Source organism: Streptomyces chartreusis NRRL 3882 (assembly GCF_900236475.1).
In the GTDB taxonomy this organism is placed as follows: Bacteria; Actinomycetota; Actinomycetes; order Streptomycetales; family Streptomycetaceae; genus Streptomyces; species Streptomyces chartreusis_D.
Genome location: NZ_LT963352.1, coordinates 4,266,404 through 4,286,596, shown reverse-complemented (window position 1 = coordinate 4,286,596; position 20,193 = coordinate 4,266,404). Strand labels below are relative to the sequence as shown.

Annotated in this window: 16 protein-coding genes; 13 read left to right on the top strand and 3 right to left on the bottom strand. The window is 70.3% G+C overall.

The window, feature by feature from the left end; all coding sequences use genetic code 11:
* Nucleotides 1-104: 104 nt before the first annotated feature.
* Nucleotides 105-1,340, top strand: coding sequence for an ABC transporter substrate-binding protein (locus SCNRRL3882_RS19175; protein ID WP_010032242.1), 1,236 nt, complete (start codon nt 105-107; stop codon nt 1,338-1,340).
* Nucleotides 1,341-1,369: 29 nt separating this feature from the next.
* Here the strand turns inward: SCNRRL3882_RS19175 and SCNRRL3882_RS19170 are convergent, their stop codons facing one another.
* On the bottom strand, nt 1,370-1,984 hold the full coding sequence (locus tag SCNRRL3882_RS19170; RefSeq protein ID WP_010032240.1) for a TetR/AcrR family transcriptional regulator: 615 nt from the start codon (nt 1,982-1,984) through the stop codon (nt 1,370-1,372).
* A 71-nt stretch (nt 1,985-2,055) separates the two neighbouring features.
* On the opposite strand from SCNRRL3882_RS19170, the gene SCNRRL3882_RS19165 reads away from it, so the two are divergent.
* The 3 genes from SCNRRL3882_RS19165 to SCNRRL3882_RS19155 all read left to right on the top strand — a co-directional run bounded on the left by SCNRRL3882_RS19165 (nt 2,056) and on the right by SCNRRL3882_RS19155 (nt 4,561).
* A complete protein-coding gene (locus tag SCNRRL3882_RS19165; protein WP_050810128.1) occupies nt 2,056-2,658 on the top strand; it encodes a peroxiredoxin-like family protein in 603 nt (200 codons plus the stop codon).
* 295 nt (nt 2,659-2,953) lie between these two features.
* On the top strand, nt 2,954-3,655 hold the full coding sequence (locus SCNRRL3882_RS19160; protein ID WP_010032234.1) for an SDR family oxidoreductase: 702 nt from the start codon (nt 2,954-2,956) through the stop codon (nt 3,653-3,655).
* A 27-nt stretch (nt 3,656-3,682) separates the two neighbouring features.
* Nucleotides 3,683-4,561 carry an alpha/beta fold hydrolase gene (locus SCNRRL3882_RS19155; protein ID WP_010032232.1) on the top strand — a complete coding sequence of 293 codons (879 nt, stop codon included), beginning with the start codon at nt 3,683-3,685 and terminating at the stop codon, nt 4,559-4,561.
* Nucleotides 4,562-4,642: 81 nt separating this feature from the next.
* On the opposite strand, the gene SCNRRL3882_RS19150 is transcribed toward SCNRRL3882_RS19155, so the two are convergent.
* Both SCNRRL3882_RS19150 and SCNRRL3882_RS19145 read right to left on the bottom strand, forming a co-directional pair.
* The gene (locus tag SCNRRL3882_RS19150; RefSeq protein ID WP_010032230.1) at nt 4,643-5,170 is read right to left on the bottom strand and encodes a DUF3291 domain-containing protein; all 528 of its coding nucleotides are present in this window, start codon (nt 5,168-5,170) and stop codon (nt 4,643-4,645) included.
* Nucleotides 5,171-5,615: 445 nt separating this feature from the next.
* Complete coding sequence (locus SCNRRL3882_RS19145) at nt 5,616-8,432, bottom strand: glycoside hydrolase family 2 (protein WP_010032228.1); 2,817 nt, start codon at nt 8,430-8,432, stop codon at nt 5,616-5,618.
* 336 nt (nt 8,433-8,768) lie between these two features.
* Here SCNRRL3882_RS19145 and SCNRRL3882_RS19140 point away from each other — a divergent pair, with 336 nt between their 5' ends.
* From SCNRRL3882_RS19140 to SCNRRL3882_RS19110, 9 genes are all read left to right on the top strand, one after another.
* Nucleotides 8,769-10,055, top strand: coding sequence for a DUF418 domain-containing protein (locus SCNRRL3882_RS19140; RefSeq protein WP_010032227.1), 1,287 nt, complete (start codon nt 8,769-8,771; stop codon nt 10,053-10,055).
* A gap of 68 nt (nt 10,056-10,123) precedes the next feature.
* Entirely contained in the window at nt 10,124-12,040 is a 1,917-nt protein-coding gene (locus tag SCNRRL3882_RS19135; protein ID WP_010032225.1) for an ArnT family glycosyltransferase, read from the top strand.
* Nucleotides 12,041-12,376: 336 nt separating this feature from the next.
* Nucleotides 12,377-14,614 carry a cache and HAMP domain-containing protein gene (locus tag SCNRRL3882_RS19130; RefSeq protein ID WP_010032224.1) on the top strand — a complete coding sequence of 746 codons (2,238 nt, stop codon included), beginning with the start codon at nt 12,377-12,379 and terminating at the stop codon, nt 14,612-14,614.
* A gap of 6 nt (nt 14,615-14,620) precedes the next feature.
* Nucleotides 14,621-15,889: a poly-gamma-glutamate synthase PgsB gene (gene pgsB, locus SCNRRL3882_RS19125; RefSeq protein ID WP_010032223.1), complete on the top strand. Its 1,269-nt coding sequence runs from the start codon at nt 14,621-14,623 to the stop codon at nt 15,887-15,889.
* Nucleotides 15,886-16,368: a poly-gamma-glutamate biosynthesis protein PgsC/CapC gene (locus SCNRRL3882_RS19120; protein ID WP_010032222.1), complete on the top strand. Its 483-nt coding sequence runs from the start codon at nt 15,886-15,888 to the stop codon at nt 16,366-16,368. The genes pgsB and SCNRRL3882_RS19120 overlap by 4 nt, the downstream gene beginning before the upstream one ends.
* A gap of 58 nt (nt 16,369-16,426) precedes the next feature.
* On the top strand, nt 16,427-17,542 hold the full coding sequence (locus SCNRRL3882_RS19115; RefSeq protein ID WP_231911144.1) for an NlpC/P60 family protein: 1,116 nt from the start codon (nt 16,427-16,429) through the stop codon (nt 17,540-17,542).
* A gap of 15 nt (nt 17,543-17,557) precedes the next feature.
* Nucleotides 17,558-17,824 carry a hypothetical protein gene (locus SCNRRL3882_RS40830; protein WP_159399450.1) on the top strand — a complete coding sequence of 89 codons (267 nt, stop codon included), beginning with the start codon at nt 17,558-17,560 and terminating at the stop codon, nt 17,822-17,824.
* A 4-nt stretch (nt 17,825-17,828) separates the two neighbouring features.
* Nucleotides 17,829-18,020 (top strand): hypothetical protein, encoded by a 192-nt coding sequence (locus SCNRRL3882_RS40825; RefSeq protein ID WP_158688374.1) that lies wholly within the window; start codon nt 17,829-17,831, stop codon nt 18,018-18,020.
* A gap of 86 nt (nt 18,021-18,106) precedes the next feature.
* A complete protein-coding gene (locus SCNRRL3882_RS19110; protein WP_010032219.1) occupies nt 18,107-19,912 on the top strand; it encodes an ABC transporter ATP-binding protein in 1,806 nt (601 codons plus the stop codon).
* The last annotated feature ends 281 nt before the right edge of the window (nt 19,913-20,193 follow it).

Genomic DNA, 20,193 nt, shown 5'->3' with positions numbered 1-20,193 from the left:
TGGTGATCACTCCAGCCCGGACGGTGCAGCAGTGCCGGGTGTGCACAGGTGCACCATGTCATAATGCGTGCATATGCCCATTAAAGGGAACATCTGGACGTTTCATGACGAGGTCGCGCATCGCAGCGAGGGCAGCCGTCGCCCTGGCGCTGGCCGGGACGCTGGTCATGGCGTGCGGCGCCGAGGGTGGCGGCTCGAAGACGTTGACCTGGTCGATGTGGGCCAACGGTGGCGAGGAACAGCAGGTCTGGCACGAGCTCGCGGACCGCGTGTCCAACGAGGATCCAGAGATCACGATCAAACTGGAGACCTCGTCCTTCGATGACTACTTCGCCAAGCTCGGCACCCGTTTCGGCAACGGCGACGCACCCTGCATCGTCTCGATGCAGGCGCTCCGCACCACGGGCTACACCCAGGGCATGCTGCCGCTCGACGATCTGATCGCCAAGAACAAGTTCGATGTGTCGGACTTCGACAAGTCCGTCATGGAAGGGCTGAGTGCCGACGGGAAGCAGTACGCGCTGCCGTACGACGTCGGCCCGGTGATCCTCACGTACAACAAGGACATGTTCCGGGACGCGGGGGTGCCGGAGCCCAGGCCCGGGTGGACTCTGGCCGAGTTCGAGTCGGCCGCCCGTAAGCTGACCGGGGACCGGAGGTACGGGTTCGTGGCGGCGCCTCAGGATGTGTGGATGTTCCCCATGGTGCTGACCAAGACCGGGGCGCAGCCCACCGACGGGGCGGGCAAACTGCGACTCACCACCCCCGCCATGACCGAGGGCGTGCAGTGGTACGCCGACCTGGCGGCCAGGAAGAAGGTCGCCCCCCGCCTGCCCGCGGTCGATCCCGCGTTCTCCGACAGGGAGTTCCTGAGCGGCAACGTGGCCATGGGCGCCAACGGGCCGTGGGCTTTGCTGAACCTGAAGAACCAGGCCGGCTTCCAGGTGGGCCTGACCACGATTCCCGCCGGCCCGGACGGCAGCAGGACGTACTCGTCCGGTTCCGGGTTCGGTATCTCCAAGTCCTGCCCGGACCCGGAGCGGGCGTTCAAGGCGATCACGCTGATGACCGCCAAGAAGCAACTGGAATGGCTGGGCGGGGTGGGACGTGCCTATCCGTCACGTGAGTCGGCACAGCACGCGTGGTACGAGAACGCCCGCCTCGCCGGTGCCCGAGAGGTTCTCGAAGCCGCCAACGCTGCGGCGACCCCGCTGCGTACGACGAAACACTGGGAGCGGGTCAACGCACTGCTCAACCAGTACGGCCCCGACCTCTTCAGCGGGGCGAGCTCCGCGAAACAGGTCCTGGAGCAGGTGCAAAGGCAGGCCGGGCAGGATTGATCGGCGCGTGAGCGGGCTGAGGCGCGGCTTCACGCGCCGAGGCCGTCGAGCAGCATGGCGAGTCCTCCCAGGAACTCCTGGTCGGGGCCGACGTTCCGGGCGTGCCGGGCGGTCTCGGCCATGTGCGGGAAGTCGGCGGGGGGCAGTTGGCTGATGGCCACCGTGCCTGGACCGGACAGGCTCCCGAGGTGTTCCAGCTGGATCGCCCCGATGACGTAACTGAGCAGGCCGCGCAGGGCGACGACCCGCCGCTCGCCCTCGATGCCGGCCTCGGTGAGGACGCCGAGCACGGTTTCCGACCAGCGCAGCACTCCGAGGGAGCGGTGCCGATGGGTGATGGTGAGGGGCACCACCGCGGGGTGGGCGCCCACGGTGTCACGCAGGCGCCGCGCCATGACCTCGATCCGCTCGCGCCATGACGCGTCGCGGTCCGGCGGCTCGGTGTCCACGGCGCTTAGCACGAGCTCGACGACCAGCCTTTCGAGCTCCTCGCGGTCATCGACGTATCGGTAGAGCCCCATGGTGCTCATGCCGAGTTCCTGGGCGACTGCGCGCATCGACAGTCCGGCGAGCGCGTCGCGGTCGATGACGGCGAGAGCGGCGGAGGCCAGCTGCTCCTGGGTGAGTGAACGTGGGCGCGGCATGACGCTTGACAGCGTACGGCATACGCCTACCCTACATAGGCGTATGTCGTACGCTTACAGAGGGGAACGTCATGCGCATGTCCCGTAGTCACGTTGAGCCCGGTTCCACCGTGAACGAGCGAAGTGTCACCACTGTCTCGGGCGACCAGGTGGCCGTTCCCGCTCCTGGCCGGCTGACCCACCTCCAGTTCCGGCGGTTCGCCGGCTGTCCGGTCTGCAACCTGCACTTGAGGTCGGTGGTACGGCGGCACGGGGAGATAGAGGCGGCCGGTGTACGCGAGGTGGTGGTCTTCCACTCGCCCGCGGATGAACTGCTGCCCCACACCACCGACCTGCCGTTCGCTGTCGTCGCGGACCCCGGCAAGCGCCTGTACGCGGAGTTCGGCGTGGATCGGTCACCCCGCGCCCTGCTCGACCCGCGCGCCTGGGGGGCGATCGTCCGGGCCGTCCTGAGCGGCGTACGGGAGGTCGCCCGCGGGCGTGAGCACCTGCCCTCGACCAGCCCGCACGGCGGCCGGCTCGGGCTTCCCGCCGACTTACTCATCGCGTCCGACGGCCGCGTGCTCGCCGCCAAGTACGGCGAGCACGTCTACGACCAGTGGTCGGTCGACGAACTGCTGGAACTGGCAGCCCGCACGCCGCGCACGCCCCGCGCGAATCCCTCGGCCCGGTGAGGCAGGCTCGCGTGAAAGCAGGGCACGCTGAGAGGTGTTCCGCACTGCTCAGCGCCCCGTCCCTCAACCGCCCGGTCAGCGGCGCCGATGCGCCAGGGGCCGGCAGTGCCCGCCGGGGGTGTGCACCTTGCTGCCGTCGCTGTGGGCTGAACCCTGCGAGCGGGGTCCGGTGCCCCGTCGGCGCCCGGCCGCGGGCTCAGACGGAGCCGCGCCGAGCTCCGCTCGACTTGCGCCTGGAAACCGATCGGTTTACGGTGTTGGAAACCGATCGGTTTCCCGTTCTGTGGAGAGAGTCATGACCGTTTTGAAGGGCGCGAACGTCTTCGTCACCGGCGGCAGCCGCGGCATCGGCAAGGCGCTGGTGGAGGAGCTGTACGCGCGCGGTGCCGGCAAGGTCTACGCCACGGCCCGCGACCCGCGCGCAGTGACGCACCCCGACGCCGTCCCGGTCGCGCTGGAGGTCACCGACCCGGCCTCCGTGGCGGCCGCCGCAGCGCAGGCGGGAGACGTCACCGTTCTGATCAACAACGCGGGCGCCGCGGTCGGCGCGTCCTTCCTCGACTCCCCGGTCGACGACATCCGCCGGGAGTTCGAGACCAACTTCTACGGTCCACTCCTGGTCGCCCGGGCCTTCGTGCCGGTCATCGAGCGCAACGGCGGCGGCCACCTCCTCAACGTGCACTCCGTGCTCTCCTGGCTCGCCCTCGGCGGCTCCTACAGCGCCTCCAAGGCAGCCCTGTGGTCGCAGACCAACTCCCTGCGCCTGGAGCTTCAGCCGCGCGGCATCGCCGTCACCGGACTGCACGTCGGCTACGTCGACACGGACCTGGCGGCGGATGTCGACGCACCCAAGTCCGACCCTCGTGACGTCGCCGCCCTCGCCCTCGACGGGGTCGAGACGGGCGCGTACGAGGTGCTCGCCGACGACATCTCGCGGCAGGTCAAGGCGGGCCTGGCCGGCGACCTGGCGGGACTGTACGCCCAGCTGGCGAAGTAACCCCTTCACTCACCAGGAGCCGGCGAGATGCCCAGCCACGAGGCACGTCCCACGATCCACATTCCGGGGACCACCAGCCACACCATCGCCCCGCGCGCGGGACGTGACGGCCGCGAGGGAACCCTGCGCTACCTCACGGCGGGCACCGGCGCTCCCCTGGTCCTGCTGCACACCGTGCGCACCCAGGCCGAGCACTTCCGACTCCTCATCCCGCTGATCGCGGACCGCTACACCGTGTACGCCCTCGACCTGCCGGGGATGGGCTACTCCGAGATCGTGCCCGGCGCGTCGTACGACGAGCCGGCCATGCGCGCGGGCGTCGAGCGGCTCCTCACCGGACTCGACCTCCACGACGTGACGCTGGTAGGGGAGTCCATGGGGGCGGTGCTCGCCCTGACCACCGCCGCCGATCTCCCGGAGCGGGTACGGCGCGTCGTCGCGGTCAACACCTACGACTTCCCCGGCGGAATCGCCCGGTCCAGCCTCCTCGCCCGCGTGGTGGTCAGCGGTGTCCTCACCCCCGGAGTCGGCCCGGTGATCGCCGGGGTGGAACCCAAGCCCGCCCTCCGCAAGATCCTTCAGGGCGGCCTCGGCGACAAGAGCGCGCTGCGGGAGGACTACGTGGACGAGCTCCTCCAGGTGGGCCGCCGCCCCGGCTACCCGACCGTCGCCCGGGGTGTGTACCAGGCCCTGCCCAGCCTCATCGCGGCCCGCTCGCGCTACCCGGAGGTCAAGGCGCCCGTCCACCTCGTCTACGGCGAGAAGGACTGGTCCCGGCCCTCGGACCGGGAGGCCGACAAGCGGCTGCTGCCGGCCGCCGAGTTCACGCAGGTACGGAAGGCCGGCCACTTCATCACCCTGGAACGACCCGACGTGCCGGCCGACTTGTTGAACGCGGTGGCCTGAGCCCCGGGACCACCGGCCCAAGGAGCAGTGCATGGCGGAGATCCAGCGGATCCGCCGTACCGCAGACGCATCTGTTCGCCGTCATTTGGTCCTGGTCGGCGTTCCCTCCGGGGCGAACGAGTGGTGGAAGGTGAAGGCGTGCGGCGCGGAGCCGTGGTCGTGGAGGTGTTCCAGCCTGGAAACCCCGTCCTGCCAGGTGGGTATCACGCCGTCGGAGACCCACCACATCACGTAATTCGGGTGCCTTGTCCTCTCGAACCAGTCGTAACGCCTGTTCAGCGCCTCACGGTGCAGACCGGTGTAGACGGCGTCGAAGGCGGGGCGCAGGTCGGTCCAGAGTGAGAGGGTCGCGGCCAGGGCGGTGGTTTCCACCGTACGGCCCTTGTCGTACCAAGTCGGTACGGCGAACTCTCCCCATGCACCCCAGTCCGCCTCGAAGAGCATGCCCCGGTCACCGTCTGCCGCTTCAGCACGCGCGAGGTACCCGGGGTGCTGACTGATCTTCCGGTAGACGGCCTCACCAACGTCGTAGAACTCGCGCGTGAGAGGTGCGGGATCGGCGAGAGGTGACTTCAGGACGCCGAATGTGTACAGCGCAAGATGGGGCATGCGTCTCTCCCTGAAGGAACTCCTGTGCGACCGTGGGCGATCGCCCAAGGCCAGGTGAAGGTAGCTGCCTCCGCGGGTCCTGTCGAAGTTGCGTTTTCCCTGTCCAAGTGGCCTCCTGGCGTGAAGAGGAGTCGATCCAATCCATCGCATAGCCGAAGTTTTTCCGCCGTAGGTGGAGGGGCCGGTGTGACAGATGGTCCCCGAGTCGGACGACCGCGATCGGCTCCGCGACGTCTTCCTCAAGTGGATCCGTTCAGTGAGGGATCGAGCGCCCGCACCACCGCTCTCACGGCCGAAAGCTGACTGTTCCTGGCCGCCACCGGCGCGCGCTAGGCCCCGTCGTTTGGATCAGCCCGGCGTCGCGGGGTCTGGCACGCACCAGACCCGCTCGGGTCGGCCGGAAGGCACCGCACCTCACAGAGGCCCTGATCCAACCGAAAAGGGCCTAGTGGGAGAACGAGAAGTACAGGGTTCGACCGTAGTCGCCCGTCGCTGTGGTGGGGCCGCCGCTGGGGCCGAGCGAGGCCGGTGGGTCGAACTTGGTGCCGATCGCCGGGATGGCGTCGAGGAAGGAGAGATCGCCCTGCGGGAAGGGCGGCGCGGTGTGGCGGGGGTCGGGTCCGAAGCGGGGGGTGAAGAGGCGGAGGTAGAGGTTCTCGTCCTCGGAGACCATGGTGAGACGTCCGGCGGTGGTGTGCAGGGACGCCCAGCGGACGCCCGCGTGGTAGCCCTTGAACTCCGGGTACACCCAGCCGTCGGCACCCGTCGCGGTGTCGTTGTACTGCTTCGTCCAGACGTCCGTCGCGACGCCGCGCAGCCGGTTCTTCCACACCCTGTGGGGTCCGTGGCCGAGCCAGGTCACTCCGGTCACCTGCGATTCGGGGTGGTCGAAGCCGACGCCGAAGAGGTCGTGCTCGCCGGTGAGGTGGTAGCGGTAGTCCAACTGCAGCCAGCCGCCGGGGTGCAGCCGCCACCGGACGTGGCGCAGGACGCCGGAGTACTCGGCCTCCACCGTGTAGCCGTTGCCGTCGGGCCCGTGCGTCAGGCGGGTGAGGTCGGCCGTTCCGGTGGTGGGCAGCGGGCCGCGGGACAGCGCGAAGTCCGCCCCCCGGTGGGTGACGCCGGCCAGCATCCCCGTCGTGGCGTCGAGGGTGACCGTGGTGTGGCGGGACGTGAGGGTGAGGGTGTTGCCCACCAGCGAGCCGCGTACGGCCGGTCCCTGGCCCGTCCGTACCAGCCGTCGGGCCTGGTCGGCGGCGGACGTGATGGTCCATGTCCAGCTGCGGATCTCGCGGCCGTCGGCATCGGTGACGGTGAGCGCCATGGCGTCGGCGCGTCGCCAGCCGGACGGCAGGGGCAGGCGCAGCACTCCTTGCGCGCCGGGCTCGATGTCCGGAGCGGAGGCGGTGCCCTGGGCACGCACCGTGTGGCCGTCCCGCCGCTGCGACGGGGTGCGGAAGTCCAGGAGCCGCCAGGTGAACCGGCAGGCACGGGCGTTGGTGAAGGCGTAGTGGTTGGTGAGGGCGATCCGCCCGTCGAAGTCGTTGGGCAGGCCGGAGGTGAACCGCTCCGGTTCGGCGAGTTGTATCGGAGACCAGATGTCCTTGATCGTGTAGAAGCTGGCCTCCTTCTCGCGGAAGGGGCCGAGGATGCCGTCGGGTGCGGCGTTGCCCGCCACGTCGACGGTACCGTCGAGGTCGTCGCGCACGATGCCCTCGTCGATCAGTGACCACAGGAAGCCGCCGACGGAGAGCCGTTCACGGCCCATCAGCTCCCAGTAGTCGTCGAGCCCGGCGCCGGCGCCGCCGTCGTAGAGGCCGTGGAGGAACTCGGTGGGCATGAAGACGTCGCCGTGTTCCTGGAGGATGCGGCGCGTGCTGTCGTACGTCTCGTAGTGGTCGGTGTTGATGCCGCCGAAGTTCGCCCAGGGGTGGAGAACGGTGCGCTGCTGGGGGTCGTGCCGGGCGTAGTCGTCGTCGAGGGCGGTGTTCCAGCCGCCTTCGTTGCCGTTGCACCAGAACAGGATCGACGGGTGGTTGACGTCACGCGTGACCATCGAGGCGACGAGAGGTCTGCCCGCCTCCTCGTCGTAGGACTTCTGCCAGCCGGCCAGTTCGTCGAGCACGTACAGCCCGAGTTCGTCGGCGAGGTCGAGGAAGTGCGTGTCCGGCGGGTAGTGGGACATCCGGACCGCGTTCATGTTCATCTCCCGCATCAGGAGGATGTCCTTGCGGCTGATGCGGGCGCTGGTCGCCCGGCCGGACGTGGGCCAGATGGTGTGCCGGTTGGCTCCCTTGAGGAGGACCTTGACGCCGTTGACGTACACGCCGTCGCCGGGGCGCACCTCGACGGTGCGGAAGCCGAATCTCTCGTCGACGCGGTGGACGGTGCGGTGGTCGTCGGCGCGGAGCGCGACCTCGACACGGTAGAGGTGCGGGGTCTCCGCCGTCCACTGGCGGGGGGAGTCGACAGCGGTCCTGAGGGTCACCGTCGTGTCGCCGGGAGCGACGGCCGCGGTGAACGGGGCGCCGACCGGGCGCCCGGAGAGGTCGGTGACCCGTGCGACGAGACGGTCGGCGGTACCGGTACCCGACAGATGGGCGTCGATCCGCAGCGTGCCGTCGGCGCGGGCGTCGACGGCGATGCGCTCGATGTGCTGGAGCGGGAACGCCTCGAGGTGAACGGGGCGGTAGATGCCGCCGAAGTTCCAGTAGTTGCCCAGGCGTTCGGCCCGGTTGACGGAGTCGTCGGTGGACTCCTTGCTGACGGTCACCTCCAGGAGGTTGTCCTGGCCCGGACGCAGCTTGTCGGTCACCTCGTGACGGAACCGGTAGAAGCCGCCGCGGTGGACGGGCCCGGCCGACTCGCCGTTGATCCACGCCTCGGTCTCGGTCATCGACCCTTCGAAGACGAGGAAGACGCGTCTGTCACGCCAGTGGGCGGGCGGCGTGAAGGTGTGCCGGTAGCGGCCCTTTTCCTCCGGGCGCAGATTCCACCCGTAGTTGTAGGTGCCGTATCCGTGGAACTCCCAGTTGGACGGCACCGGGATGCTGCCCCAACTGCCGCTGCGCCGCCCGCTGGTGCACAGGAAGTCCCAGTCGACCGGGTGGTCGGCGTCCTCTCCGGACAGATACAGGCGCTCGGTGCGCGCGGAGGCGTCCGCTGCGTCGGCCGTCTCGGCGGCCCGGGCCGAGCCCGCGGGAAGGCCGCCGGCGGCGGCCGCGCCGGCGGCACCGAGGATCAGAACGCCACGACGGGACATTTGCATGAGGTCTCCAGGCTTCAGTCGACCCTCAGGGAGGGCGCGGCGAGGACGTGCGGGGTAGTCGGAGGGCCCGGTCGGCACACGGTTGTCGAAGCGCTTCCGCGCGTAAGTCCGCAGATCAGCAGCGGTCTCGGGAGCGTCGACGACCTTAGGAGTCGATGAATCGAACACAAGAGGGCAGCAGAAGCTGCAGGCGCCTCCGGAGGGACGGCAGCGCCGGCGCCCCATCCACCGTCCCCCGCCAGTCGGAGGGGATCGGTCGGCCGACCGGCGGGGCACCTCCCGAAGCCCGGCGGATGGTCGACCGCCCACCGCCTCGGCAGGGTTGTCCCGGTGACCGAGATCGAAAGCGCCAAGAAGACGTCTTCCCGGCCCTCACCCTCACCCGGGTCCGACACGGCGATGGAACGCCCCACGCCGTTGGCGCGGCTGGTGGGGGTGGACCTCGCCCGTGCACTGGCCGTGTTCGGGATGTTCGCCGTGCACGTCGGCCCCGCACCCACGCCAGGCGGCGGCGTCGGCGACTGGTTCCTGGAGCTGGCGAGCGGCCGGGCGTCGGCGCTGTTCGCCACGCTCGCCGGCTTCTCGTTGATGCTGATCGCGGGCCGCTTCGAGCCGAAGACCGGACTGGCCGGCCGGCAGGCGAGGGCCCGGATCGTGATCCGGGCCGTGATCCTGCTGGTGCTGGGCAGCGCGTTGGCGATGACCAACTTCGGCGGTGCCGGGATCCTCAACTTCTACGCGTTGTACTTCCTGCTGGCCCTGCCCCTGCTGCGGCTGCGGGCCAGGACGCTCGCGGCCATCGCGGTCACGCTGGCGGTCGTCACGCCGCAGGTGGCGTATGTGATCCGGGCGCTGCTCACCGAGTCGATCGTGAACAGCATCGACTCGTACGACCCGATCGCGCGGCTGTCCGGCGTAGGCGTGCTCGACCTCCTGCTCCTCGGCCTCTACCCGGCGATCACCTGGATGACGTTCGTGGTCACCGGTATGGCGCTGGGCCGGCTGGACCTGACCTCCCGCACGGTCCAGCGGCGGCTGGCCGTCGTCGGTCCCGCGCTGATCGCGTTCGGATACGGCGTCTCGTGGCTGGCGCTCCGGCTGACCGGTGGTGCTCAGAAGATCATGGCCGGGATGCCTGACATGAAGGACTTCGGCGCCATGAAGGACCCAGGTGCCATGAAGGACGCCGCCATGGCATCGGGATCCTTCGACTCGCCCGTCGGTGGTGGGTTGGGTGGCCCCGACGCATGGGGGCTCCTGGCAGCCGAGCCGCACACCGGTTCCACGTTCGACCTCATCGGCAGCATCGGGATCGCGATCACCGTGCTCCTGTGCCTGACGGTGGCCCTGGACCGACTGCCGTGGCTGCGTCGCCTGGCAACGCCGGTCATCGCCGTCGGCACCATGTCCCTGACCCTGTACGTGGGCCACATCCTGGTGATCCTCGCCCTGCCCGGCGAAGCGGCCACCCCGCCGCAGTCCGCCTCCGCCGCGCTGCTGCTCTGCTTCATCGCCGGGGCCACCGTGTTCGCGGCGATCTGGTCCCGCTTCTTCCGACGCGGACCGCTGGAGTACCTGCTCAACAGCGCCACGAAACTGGCGAATCGCGTCCGCTGAGCCTCGGGCGGGCACCACCAGAAGTCCGGGCGTGTTCCGCCTCGACCCTGATGTCAAGGACCGTCGCCATGGCCGTCGTCCCCACAGCCCGGAGCACCGGCTCCCCCGGCCTCGGCCGGGAATCGCACCGCCGCGCCGACCGGCTGGAAGCTCCGGCACGCTGGGAACGCCCGGCGCCGGCCGCGGTGCTGGGCGTCGCCGCACTGCTGTACGCCTGGGGCATGGGGCACGCCGCGATCCACCCCTACTACAGCGCGGCGGTACGGTCGATGGCCACCAGTTGGCGGGCCTTCTTCTTCGGCGGTCTCGACACCAGCGGTTCGATCACCCTCGACAAGGTGCCCGGCGCCTTCTGGCCCGACGCCGTCTCCGTCTGGATCTTCGGGCCGCACACGTGGGCGGCCGCGCTGCCCCATGTGATCGAGGGCGTGCTCACCGTATGGCTGCTGCACCGGATCGTACGGGCCTGGGCCGGGCCGTTCGCCGCGCTGATCGCCGCGCTGACGCTCACCTTCACTCCGGTCACCGTGGCACTGAACAGGGCCACCATCCCGGACACCGCACTCACGCTGCTGCTGGTGGCAGCCGCCGGAGCCCTGCAGAAGGCGGTACGGACCGGGCGGCTGCTCCCGCTGATCACGTGTGGCGTCTGGGTCGGACTCGCCTTCCAGACGAAGATGCTGCAGGCCTGGCTCGTCCTGCCGGTCTTCGCCGCGGTGTATCAACTCACCGCGCCCGACCTGCCCTTGCGGAGGGCTCTGCGCCTCCTGCTGAGCGGTGCGGTCACGCTGACCGTCTCCTGCTCGTGGGCGCTGATCGCGTGGGTGACTCCCGCGGCCGACCGCCCGTATGTCGATGCCACGTCGAACAACAACCCCTTCAGCCTGGTCTTCGGCTACAACGGCCTGAGCCGCTTCAGCGAGGACGCCACCGCGTTCGGCGCCGTTCCGGCCACCGCCGCCGGCCGTATGACCGGGAACACCGGCTGGGGGATGCTCGTCAACCACACTGTCGGCCCGCAGATCGCCTGGTTCCTGCCGCTCGCCGTGCTCGCCGTCGTCACGGCTCTCATCTGGCGCGCCCGCCGGCCGCGGACCGACCCGCTGCGTGCGGGTTTCCTCCTCTGGGGCGGCTGGCTCGCCGTCCATGCCGTGGTGTTCAGCGTCTCCAACGGCAATCACGTCTACTACACGGCCGTGCTCGCACCGGCGATCGCCGCGCTGGCCGGAGGCGGCCTCGCGCTCTTCCGGTCCGCTTACGAGGCGGGCGGCCGGCGACGGCTGTGGCTGCCGTCGGCGATCGTGCTGACGGTGGCCTGGGCGCTCGTACTCGACAGGCCGACCTGGTTCGTCTCCCGGTTGCCGGCGTTCGCCGTGATCTTCGCGGTGTGCGGGGCCGTCGGCCTGTGGTCCGGCGGGTCACGCGCCTCCCGGAGGCTGGTCCAGGGCTCTCTGGCCGCCGGGATCGCGGCCACTTTGCTCGTACCCGCCGGCTGGGCCGTCTCGTCCCTCGACCCGCGCTACGCGGGCGCCCCTACGTCCCCGACAGCGGGTCCGGTCGGCGAGTTCCACCACAGAGCCCTCCACGACCCGCGCGCCCTGCGCCGGGCCGAGCTCGGCCGGCCCAGCGCCCGCGACGCCGCCCTGCTGGACTACCTCATCGCGCACCGAAAAGGCGAGAAGTACCTGCTCGCGACCCAGGCCGCCTACCCCGCGGAACGTCTGCTGCGCGCTCAGTCCCAACCCGTGCTCGTCATGGGCGGATTCACCGGGAAGACCCCCTTCCCCAGCGCCCCGCAGCTCGGCAACCTGATCGCCACCCACCAACTCCGCTACGTGCTGCTCACCCACCTGCGACCCACCACCCCCGCCACGACGTGGGTGAAGTCCCACTGCGAGCGCATCCGCTCCGGGGCCTACGGCTGGCGCACCAGGGGCAACTTCGGCCTCTACGACTGCCGCACCCCCGCCGATCGGCGGGGGTGAAACAGCCGACTGCGGGATGGGCGAGGCAGAAGAAATGCAAAATAATCCTTGCGGGTAATTGGCGTCCTGTTCTCGGGTTGGTCCATCGCAATTGTTCGCATTTCGTGAAGCCTAAATTCACCATGCTCACAGGTGTGCAAATCGGCAGGTCACGGTGGCTGTGAATTCTTTCGGTGAGCAGCGTCACACCTCCCCGATAAACCGGCGAAGCATTCCCGTCGTCAGACAGGTCGAGAACTTCTTTCCTGGAAAGGATTCTTCTTGACCATCACCCGATCCCCGATATCCAAAATGCGCTCCGCTCGGCGTCGCGCGGACATGGCGGTGTTAGGAGGTGTGCGGCCGCCACTGGCGGCCCTGCCGGTTCTGTTGGCGCTCGTCGCGGGCCTGACGGTGTTCGCCGTCGGGAGCGATGCCGAACGCGGCGTTCCCGAGGCCGTCCTCAGCTCCCAGCAGCACATCGCCGAGGACGGGGCGGTCGCGCTGCAGGGCGCCGTCGACCAGAGCGTCACCGATCTGCGGACAGCGGCCGCGGACTTCGCGGGCGCCAAGTCCGTACCTGCGGACGGAATGCTGACCCGCCTCAACCGGACCTACCCCAAGTGGCGCGGTACCGCCGTAGTCGACCAGTCCACCGGTCGGCTGCTCGCCGCGCAGGGCGAGGCCCTACCGCTCGGGAAGGTGAACCTTCGGGGGCTGCCGGCGAACCCGCCACCGAGACTGGTGCGGGACGACTCGGGCGTCACCCGGCTGCTGGCCTTCGCGACGCTGTCGCGAGGCGGCGGGCAGGAGTTGCTCGTCGCCTCCCAGAGCGTGAAGCTGCCGGGCATCTCCGTCGGCAAGCAGCACACGCTGGGCGTCGTGGACCGTGACGGGGCCACTCTCGCCTCGGCCGGGCCGGGAGCCGGCACCGAGCAGGCCAAGGCGCTGGCCGGCACCGCCGCCCGCGAGGCGCAGGGCAAGGGACCGTCGGACACCGCCGCCGGCGGCTTCAACGGTCCGAGCGGCAGTCTCGTCGGGGCGGCGGAAGGCAACACCCGTACCGCCGTCGGGTACGCCGCAGTGGCCCGGGGGCTTGCTTCGAAGGAGAGTCCGAGCAGCGGACTCGGACTGACGGTCGTCACGACGGTGCAGACCGAGCGCCATGGGGCAGGGACCGGCGACCTGCGTCTCGCCCTCCTGGCCGCCGCCGTGCTCCTGGCCCTCGCGGCCGGAGTCACCGCCGCCCTCCACATGCTGGTGCAGCGCCCTGTGCTGCGGTTGCGCCGCGACGCGCAGCGGCTCGGCTCGGGTGACCTCACGGCTCCCGTCCACGTGTCCCGCTTCGGAGAACCCGCCCGGATCGGCGCCGCACTGGAGGCGCTGCGCCTACAACTCCGCGGCAGGGGCGGGCCGTCGCAGGAGACGGTCGCGCAGCCACCGGCCAAGGCGTGTGTTCCGCGCGGGACCGGCAAGAGCCGGCGCCGGCTCGGACTGCGCACCGTCCTCGTGGTGTGCGCGTTCGCTCTGCTGGCCTGGCCCGCGTCGATGCTGCTGACGCTCGGCAGCACCTTGCCGCACCCGGCTGCGGTCGTACCCCGGCTGATCTCCGACGACCAGCGGCAACGCACCGAGACGACGGCGGATCGCGTGCGCAGGGGGATCAACGACGGATACGCGGACCTCACCCATCTGGCCACCATGATCGACGCTTCCCGGTCGGAGGAGGCGCGCAAGGTCCTCGACAGGTCCCTGGAGCAGCACGGCCGCTACCGGTCCCTGTACGTCGTCGACGGCGCCGGCAAGATCCTCGCCCGCGCCGGGGACGAACCCCGTACCCCGACGAAGGTCCGCATCAGGCCCGGGGTCAGGCAGACGAACACCTCCGGCACGGAGCCGGTGCTCGCCGCCGTGGCCGCTCAGCCGGTCAAGGGTGGGACGGCGGCATCCGGACGCCACTATGTCGTGGCCGAGTTCAAGGTCCAGTACCTGACCGGCATCCTCGACCGACCCGGTCTCGGCTCGGTGTGGCTGGTGGACTCCGAGCATCGGGTCATCGCGTCCAACAAGGGGTTCGTGGCCTTCGGGCGGGTCTCCGACAGCCGGCTGCGGGCCCAGATGAAGGACGACCGCACGACCAAGGGCTCCGCCGAGCTGCTGCTCGGCCGGCGGGATCCGGCGGTCGCCGCCGTGGCGCCGTTCAACGACAAGCTGGGCGTCGCGGGCGCACTCGGCTGGAAGGTCGCCTCGATCAGGCCGGTGTTCTGGATCGGACTGCCCGAGTACGAGGCACAGCGGCGGATCATGCTCGTCGGTCTGCTGGGGGTGACCACGGGCGCCCTCTGCATCGGCTGGCTGTACCTCGTCGTCGTACGTCCGCTGCGTGAAGTCGCCCGGGGCGCCGAGGCGTTGGCGGCCGGGGACCGCCGAACGGTGCTCTACCCGCGCTACCACGACGAGGTGGGATCCATCGCCCGCAGCCTCGAGCTGATCAGACAGCGACTTCTCCGCACCGACACACCGCCCGTGCCCGGTTCCCCGGACGGGGCGTCCACCTCCTCCACTTCCCCGTCAGGCCCCGGTCCCAGGAGCTGACCTGCCATGCTCTTCCTGTACTGCGTCCTCGCGGCGTGCTGCGCCGGCTTGCTCGTCGCAGGCATCGTCGAACAGCGCCGCCATGACGCGAACCTCGCCGCCATACCCACCCGAGTGCTGGTCAACGGCATTCGGGGCAAGTCCTCCATCACCCGGCTGTGCGCGGGCGCGCTGCGCGGCAGCGGCCTGGTGACCGTCGCCAAGACCACGGGCACCGCGGCCCGGTTCATCCACCCCGATGCCACCGAGGAGCCGGTCTACCGCAAGTTCGGCATCGCCAACGTCGTGGAGCAGATCGGCATCGTCCGGCGGGCCGCCGGCTACCGGCCCGATGTCCTGGTCATGGAGTGCATGGCCGTCATGCCCGCGCTCCAGGAGATCAACCAGTCCAAGCTGATCCGCTCCACCATCGGCGTGCTCTGCAACGTCCGCGAGGACCACCTCGCCGAGATGGGCCCGACGCTGGACGACGTGGCCCGCTCCCTGTGCCGTTCGATGCCGGAGGGCGGCGTCTGTGTCACCGCCGAGAAGGAGCGCTTCCACATCCTTCAGGAGGAGGCCGACGCCCGGAACTGCGAGCTGGTCTACGCCGACCCGGACACCGTCACCGACGAGGAACTGCGCGGCTTCAGCTGGTTCACCTTCAAGGAGAACGTCGCCATCGCCATCGCGGTCGCCGAACTGCTCGGCGTGGACCGCGCGACCGCGCTGAAGGGAATGTACGCGGCGCCCCCGGACCCGGGTGTGCTCTCCGTCGAGCGGTACCGCACCCCGGACGGAAAGCGGCTGCGCTTCGCGAACGTCTTCGCCGCCAACGATCCCGAGTCGACGCTGATGAACATCAAGCAGCTGCTCGAACTGGCCGCGATCCACCGTCCGTTGCACGTCGTCATCAACTGCCGTCCCGACCGTGTGGAGCGCAACGGGCAGATGGGCGCGCTGATCCCCCAGCTAGACCCGGAGACGGTGTTCCTCATCGGCCACCCCACCAAGTCGGCCGCCGACGCCATCCCCGCGCACTGGACCGGGAACGTCGTCGATCTCGGCGGCGACCGCCGCGACCCCGACCGGCTCACCACGGAGCTGCTGGCTCACCTGGGGCCCAACTCCTCGCTCGTCGCCATCGGCAACATCCACGGCCAGGGCGAACTCTTCCTGGAGCGGCTCGCGGCACTGCCGCCCGACCACCTCGCCGCCGCCGACCCCGCCGATCCGAGCGACGCCCTCACACCGCCCGGCGCCCACCACAACTCCGCCCATGGAGCATCCCGTTGATCCCCGCAGTAGTCACCCCGCAGATCGCCGCCATCGGCATCGCACTCGGTCTGGTCTTCTCCCTCCTCTGCTACCTGACCACGAACCTCTCACCGGGCGGCATGATCACCCCCGGCTGGCTCGCCCTCACCCTCGTCGACGATCTGCGGCGCGCCGCCATGGTCGCGGCCGTGGCAGGCCTGACCTACCTGCTGACCAAGCTGCTGCAACGCTTCGTCATCCTCTACGGCAAGCGGCTGTTCGCCGCCGTCGTGCTCATCGGCGTCCTGCTCCAGGCCGGACTCTCCCTGTTGCTCCAGCAGGAGTTCCCCCTGCTGTTCGCCCATCAGGCCCTCGGGTTCATCGTGCCCGGGCTCATCGCCTACCAGCTGGAGAGGCAGCCCAAGACGGCGACGGTCCTCTCCACCGGCGCGGTCACCTTCGCCACCTACGTGATCTTGGTGTCCGGGCTGCTGCTGGGCGCCCTGCCCACGAAATGAGCCGCCCCCGCACCGACCTGCGGCGTCATCTCTCCTTCCCTCCATCCGGAGTTGACCAGTGAAACGCCTCCTGCCCAGAATCCGTAGGTTCTCCCTGACCAGGAACACGGTCCTGTCCCTGGTGACAGCCGTCCTGCTCGCGGCGAGCTGCGAGCTGTCCCTGCAGCTCAAGCACCGTACCGACCAACCTGATGCCTCACCGGCAACAACGACATCAAGGGTTTCACAGGCAGCGCAAGCATCACTGGGTGACGGAATCCGGGTCAGCAGCGGGCCGCTGCACTTCGAGCGGATCGGCAACCCCGCCCGCACGGTGGCACGCGACCCGAGCGGCACCGTCGTCGCCACGTTCACCGACGGCGCCCGCACGGCCGTACTGACCGGTCCCAGCAGGACCTTCGCGGAGCCGCGTACGACGGATGCCAAGGTCGTCACCAAGAGCTGGGTGCGGTTGCTGCCCAAGCCCTGGGCCCGAGGAGCGGAGCGGAGCGGCTGGTTCAGGACCTGGCTCACGTCCCGGCTCGGCAGCCGCGACCCCGACATCCTCGCCACGGCCTTCGACTACGTCGCCGGTGCCCCGGTCCGGACGACGGCAGCGGGAGTCACATACAGCGGTGCCGCCCGCTACACACCCGACACCGCCGGCGGCTCCGGGCGTGCTGCGCAAGGGAAGGCGAAGCCGCGCACGGGCTCGGACTTCTACGACTACCTGGGCATCCCCTGGACCTTCCCCGACACGGTCACCCGCCGCCCCGAGAAGGACCGCGCGCGCTCCGTCGACAGCTCCGGCTATGTCCGGCTGGTGTACGGATACCGCTCCAAGTTCCCGCTGAGCAGCCGGGACAGCGCGGCGGGCAGCGGGCTGCAGCGGACCCCCGACGCGATCGCCCACGGGCGGCTCGGCGTACCCGTCATTCCCCTCACCGACCGCCGCCCCGCCGTCATCCAGCAGCTCCAGCCCGGCGACCTGGTCTTCTTCAGAACACGGGAGCTGCCCGGCAAACGGATCGGCCACGTCGGTGTCTACCTCGGCCTGGACACCGCCGACCACCCGCGCTTCATCTCCAGCCGGAAGAACGCGGGCGGCCCCACCATGGGTGACAAGGGCGGCACCTCACGGCTCGACGGCGACGGCTACTACGCCCAGGGGCTGCGCGGGGCCCGACGCCTCTGACTGCGGTAAGGGCCGGTGCTGTCAGCCGGGCCTGATCTCGGCAACGCCGTGGTGCTCGCCGTGGGCGAGGGCATCGACTGGACCGCCCTGTACGCCATGACCCTGACGGTGCTCGGCAGCGTGCTGCTCCACGGTGGCGGCTCGGCGGTCATCGCCCGGTCCCTGACCGGCCCGCCCCCGTCGGCTGCCCCTCCTGCCCCCGGCCGGTCTTCTCCAGCCAATCGGCGGGGGAGGACCGGACAGTCGCCGGATGTGCGGCGAGCGGCCGGGCGTCCAGCCTGAAGGCATGACACAGCACGTTCGTGACAAGGAGCCCGAGACCGCCGTCGAGCCTGGCGGAGGCGGATTGCTGGAACTCATCTGCCTGACGCTGGTGGCGGGCGCCGGTGTCCTCTTCGTCGTCCGTCCTGAGTTCTACGAAGCAGGGGTGCACCTCTTCGCCTCGCGGGCGGCCTCTCTCTGGCCGTCGTACGCCTGATCTCCGCGCACCAAGGCCCCCGGCGGGCCGATGCCCCCCGCAACCGCTGACGCGGTGCGCGGCCGAACACATAGGAAAGGAATCCTGTGAACACCGCATCCGCCCCGGAGGCGACGGGTGCCGAGTCCCTGCGCGCCCGCGAGACGCTCAAAGCGCTGTACGGGTACGTCCGTCCGCACCGGTGGGCCGTCGCGCTCGGTCTGCTGTGCGCGCTGGCCGGGGCCGCCGGCGGGCTGCTGCAGCCGCTGGCGACGAAGACGCTGGTCGACCGGCTCTCGTCCGGTGGCACGATCGGCACCGTCCTGCTGGCGATGACCGTTCTGGTCCTGCTGAGCATGGTGGCCGAGGCGTTCGGCGCCTATGTGCTGGAACGGACGGCGGAGTCGGTGGTGCTCGCCGCCCGCCGCAGCCTCATCGGACGGTTGCTGCGGCTGCGGCTGGCGGAGGTGGACCGGATGCAACCGGGCGATCTGATGTCCCGGGTGACCTCGGACACCACGCTGCTGCGGGCCGTCAGCACCCAGGCGGTGGTCTCCGCGGCGACGGGGGCGGTGACGCTGGTCGCGGCGGTCGTGGTGATGGCGTTCCTCGATGCCGTCCTGCTGGGCGTCACGCTCGGCGTGGTCGCGGTCGTCGGTGTGGCTGCCGCGCTGGTGCTGCCGAAGATCGGGCGGGCCGCCGAGCGCGCGCAGGCGGCTGTCGGGGAGATGTCCACGGGCCTGGAGCGGGTCTTCGGCGCGTTCCGTACGGTGAAGGCGTCCGGCGCCGAGGAGCGGGAGACCGCTCGCGTCGAGGCGGCGGCACGCAGGGCGTGGCGCCACGGCGTGCGCAGCGCGAAGTGGGAGGCCGTGCTGGGTTCGGCGGACGACCTCGCCGTCGAGCTGGCGTTCCTCGCGGTACTCGCCGTCGGCGGGGCTCGCGTGGCGTCCGGGGACATGCCCGTGTCCACGCTCATCGCGTTCCTGCTGTACCTCTTCTTCCTGATGGAGCCGGTGTACAAGCTGGTCGAGGCAGCGTCCCACTACCAGGAGGGCGCGGCCGCGATCGCCCGCATCGCGCAGGTGGACCACCTGGCGACGGAGAAGCAGGACCGGAACCGGTCGGTGCGGCCCGCGGCGACCCCTGCGGTGCGGCCCCGTCCGGCGTCCGTCCGCTTCGAGGGGGTGTCCTTCCGTTACGGGCCCCGGCTGCCGGACATCCACCAAGGGGTGGACTTCGAGGTGCCGGGAGGCGGAATGACCGCGTTCGTCGGCCCCTCGGGGGCGGGCAAGTCGACGGTCTTCGCGCTCGTCGAGCGGTTCTACGAAGCGACCGGCGGCCGTGTCCTGGTCGACGGCAAGGACGTGACCAAGTGGCCGCTGTCCGAGCTGCGGTCCGTCATCGGGTACGTCGAGCAGGACGCGCCGGTGCTGGCCGGCACGCTGCGGGAGAACCTGGTCTTCGCCGCGCCCGGCGCGACCGACGACGCCATACGCGAGGTCCTCGCCCGGACCAGGCTCGACGCCCTCGTCGAGCGTCTCCCGCACGGCCTGGACACCCCGGTCGGGCACCGCGGCACGAAACTGTCCGGCGGCGAGCGCCAGCGCGTCGCGATCGCCCGCGCGCTGCTGCGCAGGCCCCGGCTGCTGCTCCTGGACGAGGCGACCTCGCAGCTCGACGCCGTCAACGAGCTGGCACTGCGGGACGTCATCGCCGACACCGCACGCGAGACCACCGTGCTGGTGGTGGCCCACCGCCTGTCGACCGTCACGGACGCCGACCGCATCGTCGTCATGGACGCGGGCAGGGTCCGCGCGGTCGGCACCCATGCGGAGCTGGTGGCCAAGGACGAGCTGTACGCGCAGCTCGCGGCGACGCAGCTCCTGACCTCGACGGGACGCCCCCGCGACTGAGACGGGCCTGACCATGGGCTCGCCGGTGCCGTCGGCCATCGGCCGTCGGCCACCGGCCGGCCCCCGCCGCATGGCGTGGGCCGGCCGTGCCGGGTGGCGGGATGGTGGCGTCGGACATCTGCCGGATACGCCGTGCTGTACCGCCACGGCCGGTTCCTCGACGTTCTGCTCGCCGACAGTCCCCGCGACCCCGGACGAGCCCGTCGAGCACATCATCGCCGGCCTCAGGGTGGAGTACACCCTCGGGCGAAGGGGACACCGAGTCGCTCTTCGCTGCCTGT

What these genes read in the sequence shown, in the direction of transcription:
- SCNRRL3882_RS19175 (WP_010032242.1), top strand. Translation starts at nt 105, where the DNA reads ATGACGAGGTCGCGCATCGCAGCGAGGGCAGCCGTCGCCCTGGCGCTG.
- SCNRRL3882_RS19170 (WP_010032240.1), bottom strand. Translation starts at nt 1,984, where the DNA reads ATGCCGCGCCCACGTTCACTCACCCAGGAGCAGCTGGCCTCCGCCGCT.
- SCNRRL3882_RS19165 (WP_050810128.1), top strand. Translation starts at nt 2,056, where the DNA reads ATGCGCATGTCCCGTAGTCACGTTGAGCCCGGTTCCACCGTGAACGAG.
- SCNRRL3882_RS19160 (WP_010032234.1), top strand. Translation starts at nt 2,954, where the DNA reads ATGACCGTTTTGAAGGGCGCGAACGTCTTCGTCACCGGCGGCAGCCGC.
- SCNRRL3882_RS19155 (WP_010032232.1), top strand. Translation starts at nt 3,683, where the DNA reads ATGCCCAGCCACGAGGCACGTCCCACGATCCACATTCCGGGGACCACC.
- SCNRRL3882_RS19150 (WP_010032230.1), bottom strand. Translation starts at nt 5,170, where the DNA reads ATGCCCCATCTTGCGCTGTACACATTCGGCGTCCTGAAGTCACCTCTC.
- SCNRRL3882_RS19145 (WP_010032228.1), bottom strand. Translation starts at nt 8,432, where the DNA reads ATGTCCCGTCGTGGCGTTCTGATCCTCGGTGCCGCCGGCGCGGCCGCC.
- SCNRRL3882_RS19135 (WP_010032225.1), top strand. Translation starts at nt 10,124, where the DNA reads ATGGCCGTCGTCCCCACAGCCCGGAGCACCGGCTCCCCCGGCCTCGGC.
- pgsB (WP_010032223.1), top strand. Translation starts at nt 14,621, where the DNA reads ATGCTCTTCCTGTACTGCGTCCTCGCGGCGTGCTGCGCCGGCTTGCTC.
- SCNRRL3882_RS40825 (WP_158688374.1), top strand. Translation starts at nt 17,829, where the DNA reads ATGACACAGCACGTTCGTGACAAGGAGCCCGAGACCGCCGTCGAGCCT.